Source organism: Flavihumibacter fluminis (assembly GCF_021491375.1).
In the GTDB taxonomy this organism is placed as follows: Bacteria; Bacteroidota; Bacteroidia; order Chitinophagales; family Chitinophagaceae; genus Flavihumibacter; species Flavihumibacter fluminis.
On record NZ_JAKEVY010000002.1, the window covers coordinates 105,920 to 124,240 of the forward strand.

Below are 18,321 nucleotides of genomic sequence, written 5' to 3' on the forward strand. Positions count from 1 at the left end.
CTAATTACCATGGCAGAAGATAAAGAAGTCACGATTTACGATATTGCCAAACACCTGAATCTCTCCGCGGCTACAGTTAGTCGGGGTTTGAAAGGCAGTTCGCTGATTAATAAGAATACCCGGAAAAAAATCCAGGATGCTGCCAAGGCGCTGGGTTATCGCTCCAATACTTTTGCCAGTAACCTGCGCAGTAAACAGAGTCTGACATTGGGGGTGCTTACTCCCCGGTTGAACAGTCATTTTGTATCTGCTGCGCTTGCCGGCATGGAGGATGTAGCCAGTAAGGAAGGCTATCGCCTGATCATTTCCCAATCGCTTGAAGAGGTGGAGAAGGAGAAGCTGAATGCGCAGAACATGTTCAATAACCGGGTAGACGGACTCCTGGTTTCACTGGCTGCCAACACCGAGAGCCTGGAACATTTCGAACCTTTTTTCAACAGACGGATTCCGGTTGTATTTTTTGACCGGGTGGCCAATCACCCGGATAGTATTTCTGTTGTAATTGATAATTATACTGCGGCCTATAATGTTACCAAACACCTGATAGAGCAGGGCTGCACCCGGATTATGCACCTCGGCGGCAACCTGTTGCGCAATGTGTACAGTGATCGCCTGAGAGGGTTTAAAGATGCGCTGAAGGAGCACGATCTGCCCCTGCCGGCGAAATTCCACCAGGTGAGTAATCTCTCCAGTGAAGCGGGCACCCAGGCTGCTGAATGGATTCTTTCTTTGCCTCCGGATAAACGTCCCGATGCGGTATTCTCAGCCAATGATACTGCCGCGGTTTTCTGCATGCTGCGGTTAAAAGCAGCCGGCATAAAAATTCCGGAACAGATCGCATTTGCGGGCTTTAATAATGATCCGATCAGCCTGGTGATTGAACCAAATCTGACGACGGTGGATTATTCCGGTTATAATATCGGGCAAACAGCTGCCAAGAACCTGATCAATCACCTGAAGGGGGTGATTGATATTTTTATGACGGATGCGATTTCTTTGCGGGCAGAACTTATTGTTCGGGCGTCGTCGATGAGGAAAACGTCAGACGTCAGACGTGAGAAGTGAGAAAGGAGAATGGAGGCGGGAGACGGGAGACGGGAGGAGGGAAGCCAGAAAAAAACATTTTCAGTAGAAAGTACCGGGAAAAATATAAATTCGACAAACTCGTTAAAGAGTTGGCTCCGGATTAGTTTATATGAAACCTGGTTTTGTTTTCCATAAAGGGTACCTGCTGTTAGTAGGCTCCATCATCCTGATCGCTTTGGGAGCCAATATCTATTTCAAGAACCGGCAAAACCAACCGGCTATTAGCCGGCAGTTGGTTGCCAATGAACAAAAGTCCAGGGCGCTGCTGGAACTGGATATGCTCCAGTTAAAAGCGTTAAGAGATAAGCGCGGTTTCCAGATCAATCAGGCAGATTACATGCTGTCTTCTTACCAGGAGATAAAAAAAGAATCTTTTACTTTAATCGGCCAAATTGAAGATCAATTTCAGGAAGACACGCTGCTTGGCAGGGTGAATGAGCTCCTGCAGGTAACCAAAAAGCGATTTGAAGATTGGGATCAGCAATTGAATGCAATTGCCAACTTGTCTCCGGAGGCAGCGCAAAAAAAACTTGCTGAAAATTACCAGGCCAACAAACATCTGGCTGAGCAATGGGAGGCACAATTTGGCACCATTCAAACTATGTTAACGGATAGAAATAAGGAACTATCCAAACGTTTCGAGGAGTTGATCAGTGAGAATAACAGGAGCTTTATCCTCCTGTTATTGTTGGCTGTGGGTTTACTTAGCCTGTCTTTCTTTGCCATCCGAAAACAGGATAGCCTCCAACAAGAGCATGAAGCCACACTAAAGATCAATAAAGCAGTGCGTGCCAGCCAGCAGGAGTTCAGTTCCGCCTTTGAATATGCTTCTATTGGTATGGCACTGGTAAGCCTGGATGGAAAATTTACAAGAGTCAACAGTAGCTTGTGTAAACTATTGGGGTATACTGCGGAGGAACTTAAAGGAATGACCTTCCAGGAAATCACCCATCCGGATGATTTGGATACGGATCTGGAATATGTGAAGCAGATGTTATCCGGGGAAATTGATTCCTATTCTATGGAAAAGCGTTATTTCCATAAAGACGGCAGCATTATCTGGATCAATTTGAGTGGATCAAAAGTAAAGGATGCAGAAGGCAAGCCTTTGTATTTTATTGCCCAGATTGAAAACATCACCGAGTGGAAAAAAGTACAAACAGAACTGGTTCAGCAAAAGGATCGCATTTCCAATATTCTCGAAGGAACACATGCGGGTACCTGGGAGTGGAATGTTAAAACTGGCGAGACTCGCTTTAATGAAGTGTGGGCAGAGCTCATTGGTTATACACTGGAAGAATTACAGCCCATCAATATTGATACCTGGTCAAAATATGTGCACCCGGATGACCTGGCTGAATCAGATAGAAGATTAAAGGCCTGCTTCAATCGGGAGGTGGATTTTTATGAGTGCGAGGGCAGAATGAAACATAAAGACGGACACTATGTATGGGTGTTGGATAGAGGAAAAGTGATGAGCTGGACAGCAGATGGAAAACCGCTCTGGATGTCTGGTACTCACCTGGATATCTCCCAATCCAAGCAACTGGAACTTCAACTCGCCGAAAATGAAGCCAAGATCCGCGGTATTTTCAATTCCACCTTTCAATTTATTGGATTCCTGAAACTGGATGGCGAACTCATGGAAGCCAATCAGACCGCACTTGATTTTGCCGGAATCACTGTTAATGATGTAAAGGGAAAGAAGTTCTGGGATTGCTACTGGTGGCAGAAGGATGAGCAGACAAAAATTGACCTGCAGCATGCCATCACCAGGGCTGCAGCAGGAGAAACGGTGGTATACGAAGTGGAAGTGCTTGGCCTTAATAAGCAAATCAGTACGATCCTGTTTAGCCTGAAACCACTTTTTGATGCAAGCGGTAAAGTGGTGGCTATTATTCCCGAGGGGCGCCCTATTGATGAAATTGTGCAGGCCCGCCATCTACTGGAACAGAAGAATGAAGAGTTGGAACAGTTTGCATCCATCGCAGCACATGATTTGAAAGAGCCCTTACGCATGGTGGGTAATTTTATGAGTTTGCTAAAGGCAAAGCATTCTTCGCAATTGGATAGCACGGCACTCAAATATGTTGATTTTGCCATTAATGGTTCGCAGCGAATGAGCCAACTGATTAATGATTTGCTGGATTACGCAAAAGTGGGAAGTGAACAGGTACCCTTTGACTCCATTGATCCGGAACCCATGCTGCTGGATATTCTCTCCTTAAATGACTCTTTAATTACGGAGAAAGGAGTTAAAATCAGCTGGTCTAATCTGCCCAATTTCAGGGGACAACAAACAGCCATCAAATTATTGTTCCAGAATCTGATCATGAATGGCATCAAATACCAGGAACCGGATAATGCGCCTGTTATTCATATCACAGGAAAAGAATTGGCAGATTGCTGGTTGTTCAGCGTCGAAGACAATGGCATCGGTATTCCGGCACAATACCATGAAAAGATTTTCCAGGTATTCAGTCGATTGCATTCAAAGGACAAATACGGCGGAACCGGAATGGGGCTTGCTACCTGTAAAAAAATTGTTACCATTCATGGTGGCAGAATATGGGTAGAATCAAAAGAAGGAGAGGGCAGTTGTTTTCATTTTACGATAAGTAAATCGGTATAAACAAAAGCTGTATTTTCATCCCGGAAAATTCAACGGATATGAAAACCACAGATCTCCAAACTTATCTGGAAGACCTGGAGCATCCGCTCAAACAGGAAATACTGGAATTGCGTGAAATTATTCTGGAAGCGAATAAAAATCTCACGGAGCATATCAAATGGAATGCGCCCAGTTATTGCATCAACGGTGAAGACCGGGTAACCTTCAATCTCCGCGCTAAGGATAAGGTCCGGCTGGTATTTCATTGTGGTGTAAAAATCAAAGCCCGCAAATTAAAAGGCAAAATCAGTTCAGATACCCAGCAGTGGCTGGAATGGGCTGCTGAGGATCGGGCATTGCTTTCCTTTAGCGATATGATTGAAATTATGCAGAAAAAAAAGACCATTCAGCAGATCATCAACGAGTGGATCAAACTAACTTCCTGATACCAGCCTATGAAACAGACTCCTCTGATCAGCAATGATGCGGTTGTTTTTGGCATTTTGATGGGCCTGCTGGCACTGGTTTTTTATACTTCCAAATTGGAGCATAAAGGCTTTAAGAAGTTTTACAGTGTGGTTCCGGCTTTACTGCTCTGTTATTTTATTCCGGCTTTGCTGAATACGTTTGGAGTTATTTCCGGAGAACAATCAGCCTTGTATCCAATGGCTTCAAGGTACCTGCTGCCGGCCAGCCTGGTGCTGCTTACCATTGGTATTGATATTAAAAGTTTGCGTCGGCTCGGAGGCAAATCTATCCTGATCTTTTTTGCCGGCACAATAGGTGTAATCCTGGGCGGACCGATTGCCATGGCTATTACAGGAGTTCTCTTTCCGGATTCACTCTATTTTGAAGGGGAGGAAACCTGGCGCGGATTGGCCACTATTGCAGGCAGCTGGATCGGCGGAGGAGCCAACCAGGCGGCGATGCTGGAAGTATTTGGTTCCGGTAAATCCTTATTCGGACAAATGATTGCAGTAGATGTGCTGATCGGAAATATCTGGACCGGTGTGCTGCTTTTTGGAATCACGAGGAATAAAGCAATCAACAAATGGCTGAGTGCGGATGATAGTTCAATCGTAGAATTGGAGCAGCGCGTGGAGCAAATAAAACTGGAACAGGGAGCCATGAAATCTGGTGTGAGTCCCTGGATCCAGGTGCTGGGAGTTGCTTTTGCCTTTACTGCGATTTCACACCTGGGAGGTGATTGGCTGGCCCCCTGGTTTGCTGCCAATTATCCTGCCTCTGCGAGTTACAGTCTCACCAGTACCTTTTTCTGGATTGTAATCATTGCCACTACGCTGGGTATGGTTGCTTCGTTTACCCCACTCCGTAAGCTGGAAAATTCAGGCGCTTCTGATATCGGAACTGTTTTTCTGTATGTGCTCGTTGCTACCATTGGTATGAATATGAACCTGAAGGCATTGGTAAACAGTCCGGTTTTCTTCCTAACCGGTATCATCTGGATGCTGGTTCATATCACGGTCCTGTTGTTGGTTGCCCGCTGGATTAAAGCACCCTATTTCTTTGTGGCCGTTGGAAGCCAGGCCAATATCGGGGGCGCTGCTTCTGCACCCGTGGTAGCCGGTTTTTTCAATAAGTTCCTGGCACCGGTAGGGGTGTTGCTGGCGGTTCTGGGATATGCGGTGGGTACCTATGGTGCTTATATCTGCGGCTTATTGATGCAGGCAGTTTTTCATTTTCTGCGATAGTATCTGTTGCGGATCCATTTCTCCAATTCCACTGCATGAAAGATAATCGCGGCAAGACCGATACAGATCAGTAAATCCTGCAGGCTCAATGGCGCGGTTTTGAAAATCTTGTTCGCAAAAGGCAGATAGATCACTCCCAGCTGAATGATAAAGGTTCCTACTACTGCAATTGCCAGGGAAGGATTCGAGAACAATCCTTTTTTGTAAATGAAAGTATGATCACTTCGGATGGCGAGTACATGTCCCAATTGGGCAAGTGATAAAACAGTAAACACCATCGTCTGCCAGTTTTCGTGATTGGTATTAATAGCCCAGGCCTGTGTGCCAAGGGTTACTACAGCCATTAAGAGTCCCACCCACACGATATGATAACCTGTTCCTTCGGAGAATAATCCTTCATCTGTTCTCCGGGGTGGACGTTGCATGATATCATCCTCGGCTTTTTCGGCACTCAGTGCAAGTCCGGGTAATCCATCTGTTACAAGATTGATCCACAAAATATGAATGGGAAGCAGAGGGATTGGCATCCCTAATAAAGGCGCCATAAAGATGGTCCAGATTTCCGCCCCATTACAGGTCATAATGTACTTAACGAATTTCCGGATATTGTCATAAATACGCCGGCCTTCTTTTACTGCTTTTACAATGGTGGTGAAATTATCATCCAGCAGGATCATATGAGCAGCTTCCTTGCTTACATCTGTACCTGTGATGCCCATGGCCACTCCAATATTGGAGGATTTCAGAGAGGGCGCATCATTGACGCCATCACCGGTCATCGCAACAAAATGATGTTTGCGCTGGAGTGATTGAACAATGTTTAATTTTTGTTCTGGTGAAACCCTTGCATACACTTTAATTCGTTCCACTTTCTGATCCAGTTCTGCTTCTGTTAATGCTGCCAGTTCTCTTCCATTCACCACCAATTCATCTTTTTCCAGCAAACCAATTTCACGGGCGATGGCTGCAGCTGTTTCGGGATGATCTCCCGTAATCATAACAGGCTGTATGCCGGCGGTTTTACAGGCTTTGATTGCATCTTTTACTTCTTCCCTTGGAGGATCAATCATGCCTGCCATGCCTGCTGGATGCAATTCGGTTTCCACCTGATCGTAATCGAATGGTTCCGGTAACTGATCAACTAACCGGTATGCATAGGCGATTACTCGTTTGCCTTCTTTGGCCATGCGACTGGCTTCCTGCAGCCAGGGGCCTGGATCATAGGATTTCTCCAGTCTTTGTGCAATGGATTCCGAAGCGCCTTTTGAAATCAGGAGGTATTGATTTTCCCACCTGTGTACCGTGGTCATACATTTGCGATCTGAATCAAAGGGCAATTCAGCAACCCTGGGCAGTATTTCCTGCAATTGATGATAAAGCGCTTCTCCTTTGTTTTTATAAATGTATTCAACGAGTGCGATTTCTGTAGGATCCCCAATCCAGTTATTATCAGCTGCTTTTTTTACATCCTGATTAACGGCCATACAGGTTTCGAGTAAGCCTGCTGGTAAGTTCGGTTCTTCCTTACCGTTATAGGGCACTGTTTCCACTACCGTCATCTTGTTCTGGGTAAGGGTTCCGGTTTTATCGGAACAGATGAACGTAACAGAGCCCAGGGTTTCTACAGCTGGCAGTTTGCGGATCAGCGCATTTTTGGCAACCAGTCGTTTGGCGCCTCTTGCCAGGGCAATAGTGATCAGGGCTGGCAATGCTTCCGGAATAGCAGCTACTGCCAGGGAGATGGCAACCAGCAACATGGATACAGGTTCTTCGCCGCGGAGTAAGCCAACAACAAACAGGGCAACACAGATGAGCAGAATCAGATAGGAGAGTTTTTTGCCGAATTCATTCATGCGTTTCTGCAGCGGTGTTAATGCATCTCCTGTTTGCAGCATCCCGGCAATTTTTCCGATTTCTGTCTGCATACCGGTAGCCACTGCTATACCTACACCACGCCCCGCACTCACCTGGGTTCCTTTATACGCCATATTGACCCGGTCGCCCAGGCTGCTATCGGCTTCCTCCAGGGGTTTATGGATCTTATCAATTGGAATCGATTCTCCGGTAAGAGAGGATTCCTCAATCCGGAGACTGTGTACTTCCAGCAGGCGCATATCCGCCGGCACCAGGTTACCTGCTTCGAGTACAACCAGGTCGCCGGGTACGATTTCTTTGGAAGAAAGCTGTTCCGGTTTTCGGTTGCGGATTACTGTTGCCTGCGGAGTGGCGAGCTGGCTTAATGCGTCCATGGCTTTTTCTGCCCGGTATTCCTGAACAAATCCCATGATCGCATTCAGCAGTACGATGATCAGGATGATGATGGTATCGGTGAGATCACCAGCAATTCCTGATATAATCGCAGCGGCTATCAGTACCAGGATCATGAAATCATTGAATTGATTCAGGAAAAGCAACCAGGCCGGCTTCTTCTTTTTCTCCTGCAGGAGATTCCATCCAAACTGCGCCCTTTTTTGCTCAACAGCTGAATTGTCCAGTCCAGCTTCCGAGCTGTTTAACTCAGCGAGAACTGTTTCAATTGATTTGGTATGCCAGTTCATTGTAATTACTTATTCAGATGATACAATAGAATTAGATTCAGGATGTACACAAAGAAAATCAGCAAAGCATCCCAGCCCAGTTTATATCGTTTCCCGGCAGGTCGTACACTCAATCCAATTACAACAATTGCGGACATGATAATTGTTGCCAGTACCGATAACAGATGACTATCCGACGCTTCCTTTAGTAATGGACCACCGGGATAAAAAATATCATCCAGTGAAAGTATCAGGATATTAAAAATATTACTGCCAAGCAGTCCCCCTACAGCCATGTCCAATGCACCCATACGAACAGCAGCAATCGAAACTGCAATTTCAGGTAAGGAAGTGCTGGCAGCGAGGAATAAAGTTCCTACAAAGGATTTATTGAGTCCGGCTGTTTCTGCTAAATGATCTGCAAAGTAGGGAAGTGCGAGTGCTGCCAATATTATAATGAAAGCAAAAATGATATAATTACGAACAACTGTAGCAAATGGAATAGTGGGTTTGATATGAACTTCCTCTACCACAACTACTGCGGCTTTTACTTTTTGTTCCTGTAAAAAAATGATACGAATGGAAACCAGGTAGACAACAATAAAAATAATACTGAATACACCAAGGATCGAACTTACCAATATGTCCTCCGGGAGAAATAAACCCGCGCCTGCAAGTGTCAGTAGTATAATTCCAAGAGCAGCACTTACAATATGACTTGGGGATGCCTCACTGAAAATTGGTCTTCGCCTGGGTACAAATGCATCCAATACAGCCAGTATGCCCAGGTTAAAAGCACAACTTCCCAATATATCACCAACTGCCAGATCTGGTGATTTTACAATAACAACAGAGCTGATACCTACCATCAGTTCTGGCAGGGATGTGATGGATGCCATCAGAATCAGCCCTACCCAGGCTTTTCCCCAACCGGTATGTTCAGCTAACAGGTCGCCATATTTTGATAATTGCCTGCCAGCAAAGAAAATGATGAGGGCGCATGAAAGAAATCCTGCGATATACAGCATACTAAACTCATTTTGTGATTTTAATAGGCATCCTGCGAAAGTCTGTCAATTGCGAAGCGCAATACTTGATTCTTGTCAAGTTACACAATGATCCTGCTTAATTGACAATAAATGCGGCGCTGAGTTTGCTTATTCACACATTTTGTTGTATTTTTTAAAAAAAATCCATCCTGGTATGAAAAAACACATTTCCCGCTCAGGGGGAATGAAGGATCGTTTTACTGGATTGCTGCAATCCGTACGCCAATGGTGGAATTCCCTCTTTAGTGAGGGTGTCAGAGAAAAAATCAACAATTCAAAATTAAGTTGGGAAGAGCGGCTCCTGCTGATGGGGTTGGTAATCGTTACCGGTATTTTATTGCTGGGCATTAAATTATATGAAAACAACCGGTCTAACCAGCAGGCCTATGCGCAATTGGAGGAGTCAAGGACTGTGCTGATGGCAACCATCCAACTGAGAACGGAGATCAATGAACAGCTTCAGGGTAGCCAGGAAAGTCCGGGTTTATCAAGGCTGAACGCACAGATTGCTACCATCCGTTCTATAAAAAAACATTCTGCTGTACAGGAGAACCGGCTCAGGACATTGCAAAGCATGTTACTGAGATGGCAGGCTTCCGGAAATCAGATCGAAACAGATGAAAAAAATCTGCACAACCTGCTGGATGGAATCATGGCTGAAGAACAGCGGAATCTGGAGGTTCGAAAAGCTGATGTGGAGTTAGGCAATTCCATTGATCAGCGATTGTATGTGCTGTTGCTGGTAACCCTTGTAATCCTGGTACTTTTTGCCGGTTATGTATTATACAAAAACCAGCTGGCTACCCTGCAGGCCAAACAACAACTGGAAAACAACAAACAGATTTTACAATCGATTATTGATAACAGTTCCACGATGGTATATGTGAAGGACATGCTGGGACGCTTCATCTTCAAGAATAAAAACTTTGAAGAAGTGTTTGGCAAATCCGGTGAACACCTTAATGAAAGCCTGGATGAAACTGTTCTCGAAACCAGGACCACTACGGAAATCCAGGAAAATCTCCTCATTGATGGTGTTACCTGTCATTTTTATTCCATTCGTTTTCCTTTGCTTAACAAACACAACCAGGTGTATGCAACCGCCGGTATTCTGACAGATATCACGGATATGATTCAGAAGCAGGAAGCCAGTAAAGAAAAGGAACTCCTTAAAAATACGTTGGCTGTTCAGGAATCGGAACGTATGGAAATTGGCATGGAGCTGCATGATAATATTACACAGCTGCTTGCTTCCGCTAAACTGATGCTGGATACGGCGATTCGCCAAACCACGAGAAAGGATGAGCACCTGGAAAAAGCCCGGGACGATGTGTTCACAGCTATTCATGAAGCAAGGAAATTATCGCATAGCCTGGTGGTACCCGGACTCGAAACCGAATCACTCACGGATGCGGTTATGCGCTTATTGGAAAGGCTCAAAACAGATAACCGGCTGATGGTTCAATTGAAACTGGTTTCCAGGAAAAAAATCAACAGCCTGGAGCCGGGAGTGCGACTGGCACTGTATCGGATTCTACAGGAGCAGGTGAACAATATCATCAAACATGCGGATGCCAGTTCCGTGCTGGTGGAACTGAGATATGTTTCAGATTCCATCCAGCTGATTGTAGAAGATGATGGTGTTGGATTTGATCCAGATCAATATCGGCCGGGCATTGGTTTGTCCAATATCAATCGCAGGGTCAGGCACCTGGGAGGCGATTGCCGGGTACACAGCATGCCCGGGGAAGGTTGCCAGTTAAAGATTCTCATTCCACTCTAGAATTTCCAAAAAAGCGAATTCCGTTTTTTCTTAAATTCACCGAAAAGCAAGTAATGGAGGCCCAAAACCCAACAACAGCCTCCGAGACTCACCTGGCAAGGTCACTCGGATCCTTGATGCTATGGGGTCTTGGAGTTGGATATGTTATTTCTGGAATGTACTTCGGTTGGAATCTTGGATTAGCGGAAGGCGGCACACTGGGAATGGCAATCGCAACCGGTCTGATTATTCTTCTTTATATCACGTTTACGTTTTCTTATACGGAGCTGGCCTGCTCCATCCCTAAAGCGGGAGGAGTATTTGATTATGCCCACCGGGCATTAGGAAAAAAATGGGGCTTTATTGCAGGCATGGCCCAGGTGATTGAGTTTGTATTTGCTCCGCCTGCAATTGCTGCTGCTATTGGGGCTTATTTTCATATTTTTCTGCCGGCTGTTCCCGTGGTGGTGATTGCCATCTTTGCCTATTTTATTTTCACCTCGCTGAATATCGTTGGAGTAAAAGCCGCTGCCAGTTTTGAATTGATCATAACCGTATTTGCGGTATTGGAGTTATTGATTTTTGCCGGCATCACACTGCCTCATTTTGAATGGAGTAATCTCGAGAAAAATGCATTGCCCCATGGTACCACGGGTATCTGGGCCTGTATTCCATTTGCTATCTGGTTTTTTCTTGGGCTCGAGGGCATTGCGAATGTGGCGGAGGAAACCATCAATCCGCAGAAGACCATCATTAAAGGATTTGGTTCTGCCTTGCTGACCCTTATCATTCTTTGTATATTGGTTTTTGTTTCGGGAGTTGGAGTTGCGGGCTGGGAAGCCATCGTGTATGCATCACCGGGAGCACCACCATCTGATTCACCGCTTCCACTGGCAATGGCTAAGGTAACCGGCGACAGTGGCTGGATTTACCATTTACTGATCACCATCGGTTTGCTGGGACTCATTGCTTCTTTTCATGGTATCATCCTCGCCGCGGGCAGAGCCAGTTTTGAATTCGGCAGGATGGGTTATTTTATAAAATCCATGGGGCGCATTCACCCCAAATTCAAAACGCCGGCAACAGCTTTGCTGGTGAACATGGGTATCGGGATTCTTGCCCTGTTAACCGGTGAAACAGGCTCTATTATTACCATTGCCTGTTTTGGTGCGGTAACACTTTATATTCTTTCAATGATTACCTTGTTACGGTTACGTAAACAGGAGCCGAACCTGGAACGTCCATTTAAAGTTCCGTTTTATCCTTATTTCCCTGTGATCGCTTTGATCATTGGCATTATTTGTATGATTGCCATGATCTCGCTGTATCCTGTATTAAGCCTGTTCTATTTTGGAATTCTGGCAATTGCCTATGCCTGGTTTTATTTCTTCGTAAAAAATAATGCTGATGAGCAACACCCAATCACTTCAGGACCTGTTAACCTACCTGGAGAGTCAATCGATCACAAAGGTTAAGATCGCCGTTACGGATATGGATGGTATCCTGCGCGGTAAACTGATTAGCTGGGATAAATTCAAATCAGTTGTACAATCCGGTTTTGGATTTTGCAATGTGGTGTTTGGATGGGATTCCAGTGATGTAGCCTACGACAATGTGCAGTACACAGGATGGCACAGCGGTTATCCGGATGCACAGGCCACTATTGATATTTCCACCTTCCGCCAAATTCCCTGGGAGCAGAATGGTGCCTTCTTCCTGGCTGACTTCACCAATGAAAAGGGCTACAGCCTTGATATTTGTCCGCGTAGCCTGCTGAAAAAAATTGATGCTGAAGCGAAAGCCATGGGTTTTTATCCTTCTTTCAGCCAGGAGTTTGAATGGTTTAATTACAAGCGCCCATCTAAGATCCGGGATTTTCAATCCCTTGAACCAATCACTCAGGGCATGTTCGGTTATTCCATACTGAGAGCTTCCCAGCAGTCCGATTTTTGCCAGGACCTCTTTGATCAACTGACCAAATTTGGTGTGCCTATTGAAGGCTTGCATACGGAAACGGGTCCGGGTGTTTATGAAGCAGCGGTATTGTATGGGCATATCCTGGAAGCTGCCGACCGGGCGGTTTTATTTAAATCAGGCGTGAAAGAAATCGCGCACCGGCATGGTTACCTGGCTACTTTTATGGCTAAAGTGAGTGAAACCTTGCCAGGTTGCAGTGGCCACGTGCACCAGAGTTTATGGACACTGGATAAATCAGAGAACCTGTTTTACAGCAGCAGTTCGGCTAACCATATCAGTGGGTTAATGGAAAGTTATATGGCCGGACAACTCTACTGTCTTCCCTATATATTGCCCATGTTGGCACCAACGATCAACAGTTACAAACGATTGGTAGAAGGGGCCTGGGCACCCACTACCTTAACCTGGGCAGTAGATAACCGGACCACCGCATTGCGCGCATTGCCGGGCAGTCCGTATTCAACGCGACTCGAAACCAGGGTAGTAGGTTCTGACAGCAATCCCTACCTGGCGATGGCTGCCTGCCTGGCTGCCGGTTTATATGGAATAAAACACAAAATGAAACTGGAGATTCCGGAGACTGTCGGTAACGGATATGCGAATAAGGTACATGGTATATTGCCATCCAACCTGCATGAAGCTACCCAAGCCATGAAAAACTCACCGGTTGCCAGGGAATTATTTGGAGATGCCTTCACCGATCATTTCACCGCATCACGTGAGTGGGAGTGGAGAGCATTTGCCAAAGTAGTAACCAATTGGGAAACACAACGATATTTAGAAATCATTTAATAGCAGTTTATGACAAGTTTTGATGTAGTACGTCAGTATAATTTTCCAACTACCATTCGTTTTGGTGCAGGGGCATCCGAAGAATTGGGGCCTCATTTGAAAGGAGCCGGATTTAGTCGCCCTTTAGTAGTTACAGACCCTACCGTGCGGGATTTACCTTTCTTTAAAAAGATCCTTGCTGATCTGGAGCGACTGGGATTAAAGCCGGATGTTTTTTCCAACATTCATAAAAACCCGGTGAAGTCGGATGTGCTGGCCGGCAAGCAGGCATTCCAGGATGCCGGTGCAGATTGTATTGTAGGTATCGGTGGCGGTGCCGGTATGGATGTGGCAAGAGCTATTACATTAAGCATTCATCACCACCGCGATTTGTTTGATTACGATGACCTGATTGGTGGTGATAAATATGTAACAGAAGAAGTGCCTTATTTCGTGACGCTGCCCACCACCAGTGGAACAGGAAGTGAAGTAGGTCGCAGTGCGATTATCTCTGAAGATGATACACACCGGAAGCGCATTCTCTTTTCTCCCAAGTTGCTGGCGAAGATGGTATTTGCTGATCCCGTACTGACCATGGATCTGCCACCCTTTGTGACAGCCGCTACAGGTATGGATGCACTGACGCACAATATGGAAGCCTACATTGCGAAAGGATTTCATCCCATGTGTGAAGGCATCGCCTTGCAGGGTATGACCCTGATTAGTGAATCAATTGTGCAGGCAACCACTGCTCCGGACCTGGCCTCGCGCTCCAAAATGATGATCGCATCTTTGATGGGCGCTGTTGCTTTTCAGAAAGGATTGGGCATTGTGCACTCCCTGGCTCATCCGCTTTCCTCTTTGCTGGATACGCACCACGGATTGGCGAATGCGGTGAATCTTCCCTATGGAATGGATTTTAATGCACCCGGACTGGAACCTGCTTTCCAGCGAATGGCACAGGCAATGAATGTTTCTGGCGGAGATGCAGCTTCTCTGGTATCTTATCTGTTTGATCTGAACGAACAGTTAGGCTTACCCGAAAACCTGGCTGCAATCGGGGTTAAAGAAGAACATCTGGAAACCCTGGCCAGCCTGGCGGAAGCAGATTTTTGTCATCCCAACAACCCCAAACCGGTAAGCAGGGAAGATTTCCTGGCGATTTATAAAAAAGCACTGTAGGAGATGAAAAAGAAAATCGGGATCAGTTTCTCTCGTACCAATTTCCAGAATTACTGGGATTGGTTTACGGAAGCAGATCTTGGCCAAGACCTGGAGCTGGTGTTGTTATCGTTTGAAACACCCGACCATAAGGCGGTTAAGCAATGCGATGCCTATGTATTGACAGGTGGTGTAGATATTGATCCTGTTTATTACCAGGGTGCTGCGGTATATCCAAATCAACCTGATACCTATCAACCGGATCGTGATCAGTTTGAAGCTGCCATTTACCGGCACGCCAAAGAAAAACAGGCACCAGTACTCGCAATTTGCAGGGGTATGCAATTGGTTCACACCCTGGAAGGAGGTAAGCTGATCCAGGACCTGGGGGAGCAGAATCGCCGGCATAAAAAAGATACCGACGAGGATAAACAACACACGGTACAACTGCAACCCGGAAGCCGGCTGGCAGCATGGGCAGCGGAATCAGTTGGACAGGTGAACAGCGCGCATCACCAGGCATTGGATAAGGAAACGCTTTCAGGTAATTGGCGAATCAGCGCACTTGATGATACAGGCCTGATTGAAGCAATTGAGTGGAAAGATGAAAAGGATCAGCCATTTCTGATTGGAGTGCAATGGCATCCGGAAAGAATGCTGAACAAAGAAAAGAATCCATTATCACAAGCCATTAAAGAACATTTTATACAAACTATCCGAGAACAATCATGAGCACATTTAACGTTATAAATCCGGCTACTGAAGAAGTACTGGCAACGCTGGATGAAGACAACCAGCAAACCATTCAGGAAAAATATAACCTGGTAAAAAAGGGACAGTCAGCCTGGGCGGAAGTTCCATTGACAGAACGAATCAATTGCATCCGCCGATTTGACCAGGCTTTAGGAGAGCAAATCGAAAAGCTGGCAGGAACCCTGAGTGATGAAGTTGGTAAGCCCATTCAGCAGGCCAGAAATGAAATCAATGGTGCAAGAGGGCGAATCGCTTTCTTCCTCAATAATTCGGAGAAATGGTTGCAGGATGAGTGGATGGTACTGGATGGAGCTACCAAAGAGAGAATCAGTTATGAACCCCTGGGTATAATCGCCAATATTTCTGCGTGGAATTATCCATATCTGGTAGGTGTGAATGTGTTTATTCCTGCTTTGATTGGAGGGAACGCAGTGCTGTATAAGCCATCTGAGTTTTCCAGCTTAACCGGACTCGCCATTCGTGATTTGCTCTATCAGTCGGGTATACCCGAAAATGTATTCCAGGTAGTATTGGGCGGCGGACTGGTGGGAAGTTATCTGCTGGATCTTCCTCTGAATGGATATTATTTCACGGGAAGCAATCGCACCGGGAAAATCATTGCATCCAAAGTTGCGGAGAAAATGGTTCCCTGTCAGTTGGAACTGGGTGGCAAGGATCCTTTGTATGTTACGGATGAAGTGGCAGATATCAACCAGGTGGCTGGTGCTGCATTGGAAGGAGTGGTATACAACAATGGTCAGAGTTGTTGTGCGGTGGAAAGAATCTACGTGCACGAAAAAGTGTACGATGATTTCCTGAAGTCATTTACTGAGCAGGCGAAGGCCTTAAAAATCGGAAATCCAAAAGAGGAAGGAATTGATATCGGTCCGCTTACCCGAAAAGAGCAACTGGCATTTATCCTTGATCAGATCCAGGACGCGCAAAACAAAGGAGCGGAATTAATAGCAGGTGGTTATCGCCTTCAGCAACCGGGCTATTATATGGTGCCGGCTGTTCTTTCCAACGTGAATCATAACATGAGTGTGATGAAGGAAGAAAGTTTCGGTCCGGTTATTGGCATTCAGAAAGTAAGTAATGATTCGGAGGCTATTGATTTAATGAAAGATACCAGTTATGGATTAACAGCGGCTGTATATACTTCCAATGAAGAAAGAGCAGAAAAAATCCTAAGGCAAATGAATACCGGAACGGTATACTGGAATTGCTGCGACCGTGTGAGTGCAAATCTTCCCTGGTCAGGAAGAAAGGACTCGGGTCTGGGTTCTACTTTATCTTACAGTGGGATACGTGCCTTTGTTCAACCCAAAGCCTGGCATCTCAGAAAATAAATTGCATAAAGAATCAATAGAAGTTGCGGCCGCTTGACTTGCTACGGTCTTCGCGTGGCTTGGCTTCATTTACTTTGATGGTTCTTCCTTCCATGGAAACACCATTCAATTCTTTGATCGCGTTTTCAGCTGCAGTAGAATTTGGCATGTCTACAAATCCGAAACCGCGACTTCTATTGGTAACTTTGTCGATGATTACGTTTACAGAGGAAACTTCTCCATAGGGAGTGAATAACTTCTCTAATTCTTCGTTCTGAACCCCAAATCCGAGGTTGGATACATAAATGTTCATTTCAGTAAATTTTTATAATGAAAATTTTCTGAGGAAAAAAGCAGGAGGTAATTGAAGGCAATTAAGAAGGGATTCTTTTACAAGATGCTGATTAACTCAAATCGTTAACCCGCTCAAGGTAGACTTATAAATCGGTATGAAGGGATTTATTTTGATTCTGCCGGAAACATCGCCCTGAAACAGTTCCAGGGAGTATTGACCTGTGGCTGTTTCCGATCGTCTTTGTTTTTATCGTAATAGCCTGTGAAGAAAGACGTTACGGGCGACCATACAGTTTCCATCACACCCAGGAAACGTTCTTTCATGGGGCCGGTTGCAGACTGCCGGAACTCCGCCATATCCTGCACCTGCTGCACACCCACAGAGGGTTTATTCCAGGAACAGGTAATTACAGAAAAACCTTTCATAGCAAAATATACCGCCGTTTTATCTGGCCGCTCATAGTGCCAGTCGCAGATGACTACATCTTTTGGAATCAGATCAATGGCACGATGTGTGGAATTAAAACTGCCTTCCCACATGCCAATACCGGTTGTTTTTCCATCAATGAGACGATCACCCCAGATCCAGAGTTTGCGGTTGCTGGCTGCTAATCGGTTACGGATGAGTGTTAGTTCTTTCGCAAATAATTCTGCTTTATCCAATCCTCCGCAGCGCGGGCATTTTTCTTCTCCTATATAAAACACTTCATCCATTCCGGCATGAAAAGCTGTTGATTCAAAGGCATCACATAATTCATCCATTAAGGAAAAAACTACTTTGTGCACATCCGGGTGAGAAGGGCAGTAGCTTTTGCAATAGAGCCCGTCTTTATTGGGCCATTCATATTTTTCAGGCATTTCTACCCAGGGCGTTTCATCAAACTGGGGGTACACCCGCAGGAGCTTACCTGTTTTACTGGCCCAGGATTGATGACCCAGCAGGTTAATCTGTGGAATAACTTCTATTCCATTGCTGCGCGCAGTAGTCACCAGTTTTTTTACATCTTCTTTCCGGAGAAAAGGAGTGTCAATGAGTTCGGGGTGAGATTGAAACTGGTAACCATAATCTACCCGTAATACCAGGCGATTAATTTTACGGGGTGCCAGTTCTTTTTGCATGAATACCAGGAAAGAATCCAGATTTTGTTGTGTTGGAGCTGCAATGCTGAAGGCGCGCACCGGAAAGGAATCAATGATCGGTTTTTGTGCAGTTGCGTTCAAATTAGCAACAAGCATTAATAACAAACAAAACTGCCGGATATTATTTACTGGAATCATGA

At 45.5% G+C, this 18,321-nt stretch carries 14 protein-coding genes; 10 read left to right on the forward strand and 4 right to left on the reverse strand.

The annotated features are described in order from the left end of the window. The first annotated feature begins 9 nt into the window (after window positions 1–9). The 4 genes from L0U88_RS06655 (at window position 10) to L0U88_RS06670 (ending at window position 5,409) form a co-directional block, all read left to right on the forward strand. Window positions 10–1,065: a LacI family DNA-binding transcriptional regulator gene (locus L0U88_RS06655; protein WP_234864859.1), complete on the forward strand. Its 1,056-nt coding sequence runs from the start codon at window positions 10–12 to the stop codon at window positions 1,063–1,065. Between the two features lie 130 nt (window positions 1,066–1,195). After that, complete coding sequence (locus L0U88_RS06660) at window positions 1,196–3,718, forward strand: PAS domain S-box protein (protein WP_234864861.1); 2,523 nt, start codon at window positions 1,196–1,198, stop codon at window positions 3,716–3,718. Between the two features lie 38 nt (window positions 3,719–3,756). Next, window positions 3,757–4,143 carry a DUF1801 domain-containing protein gene (locus tag L0U88_RS06665; protein ID WP_234864863.1) on the forward strand — a complete coding sequence of 129 codons (387 nt, stop codon included), beginning with the start codon at window positions 3,757–3,759 and terminating at the stop codon, window positions 4,141–4,143. Between the two features lie 9 nt (window positions 4,144–4,152). After that, a complete protein-coding gene (locus tag L0U88_RS06670) occupies window positions 4,153–5,409 on the forward strand; it encodes a DUF819 family protein (protein ID WP_234864865.1) in 1,257 nt (418 codons plus the stop codon). Here the strand turns inward: L0U88_RS06670 and L0U88_RS06675 are convergent. Together L0U88_RS06675 and L0U88_RS06680 are read right to left on the reverse strand one after the other, a co-directional pair. Continuing rightward, complete coding sequence (locus L0U88_RS06675; protein ID WP_234864867.1) at window positions 5,394–7,967, reverse strand: cation-translocating P-type ATPase; 2,574 nt, start codon at window positions 7,965–7,967, stop codon at window positions 5,394–5,396. The genes L0U88_RS06670 and L0U88_RS06675 overlap by 16 nt on opposite strands. A gap of 5 nt (window positions 7,968–7,972) precedes the next feature. After that, on the reverse strand, window positions 7,973–8,974 hold the full coding sequence (locus L0U88_RS06680) for a sodium:calcium antiporter (RefSeq protein ID WP_234864869.1): 1,002 nt from the start codon (window positions 8,972–8,974) through the stop codon (window positions 7,973–7,975). Between the two features lie 175 nt (window positions 8,975–9,149). Between L0U88_RS06680 and L0U88_RS06685 the strand changes: the two genes are divergently transcribed. Genes L0U88_RS06685 through L0U88_RS06710 form a run of 6 tightly spaced genes read left to right on the forward strand, consistent with a single transcriptional unit; the run spans window position 9,150 to window position 16,768 of the window. Continuing rightward, on the forward strand, window positions 9,150–10,778 hold the full coding sequence (locus L0U88_RS06685; RefSeq protein ID WP_234864871.1) for a sensor histidine kinase: 1,629 nt from the start codon (window positions 9,150–9,152) through the stop codon (window positions 10,776–10,778). A gap of 53 nt (window positions 10,779–10,831) precedes the next feature. Continuing rightward, window positions 10,832–12,232: an ethanolamine permease gene (gene eat / locus L0U88_RS06690; protein WP_234864873.1), complete on the forward strand. Its 1,401-nt coding sequence runs from the start codon at window positions 10,832–10,834 to the stop codon at window positions 12,230–12,232. Beyond that, complete coding sequence (locus L0U88_RS06695) at window positions 12,165–13,526, forward strand: glutamine synthetase family protein (protein WP_234864876.1); 1,362 nt, start codon at window positions 12,165–12,167, stop codon at window positions 13,524–13,526. The genes eat and L0U88_RS06695 overlap by 68 nt, the downstream gene beginning before the upstream one ends. A 9-nt stretch (window positions 13,527–13,535) precedes the next feature. Next, complete coding sequence (locus L0U88_RS06700; protein WP_234864878.1) at window positions 13,536–14,687, forward strand: iron-containing alcohol dehydrogenase; 1,152 nt, start codon at window positions 13,536–13,538, stop codon at window positions 14,685–14,687. Between the two features lie 3 nt (window positions 14,688–14,690). Then, the gene (locus L0U88_RS06705; RefSeq protein WP_234864880.1) at window positions 14,691–15,398 is read left to right on the forward strand and encodes a gamma-glutamyl-gamma-aminobutyrate hydrolase family protein; all 708 of its coding nucleotides are present in this window, start codon (window positions 14,691–14,693) and stop codon (window positions 15,396–15,398) included. Continuing rightward, the gene (locus tag L0U88_RS06710) at window positions 15,395–16,768 is read left to right on the forward strand and encodes an aldehyde dehydrogenase family protein (protein ID WP_234864882.1); all 1,374 of its coding nucleotides are present in this window, start codon (window positions 15,395–15,397) and stop codon (window positions 16,766–16,768) included. Before L0U88_RS06705 ends, L0U88_RS06710 begins: the two co-directional genes overlap by 4 nt. Window positions 16,769–16,781: 13 nt before the next feature. Here L0U88_RS06710 and rbp read toward each other — a convergent pair whose 3' ends face one another. Together rbp and L0U88_RS06720 are read right to left on the reverse strand one after the other, a co-directional pair. Then, a complete protein-coding gene (gene rbp, locus L0U88_RS06715; protein WP_234864884.1) occupies window positions 16,782–17,060 on the reverse strand; it encodes an RNA-binding regulator in 279 nt (92 codons plus the stop codon). Window positions 17,061–17,206: 146 nt separating this feature from the next. Then, entirely contained in the window at window positions 17,207–18,319 is a 1,113-nt protein-coding gene (locus tag L0U88_RS06720; protein ID WP_234864886.1) for a family 20 glycosylhydrolase, read from the reverse strand. Window positions 18,320–18,321 lie beyond the last annotated feature (2 nt).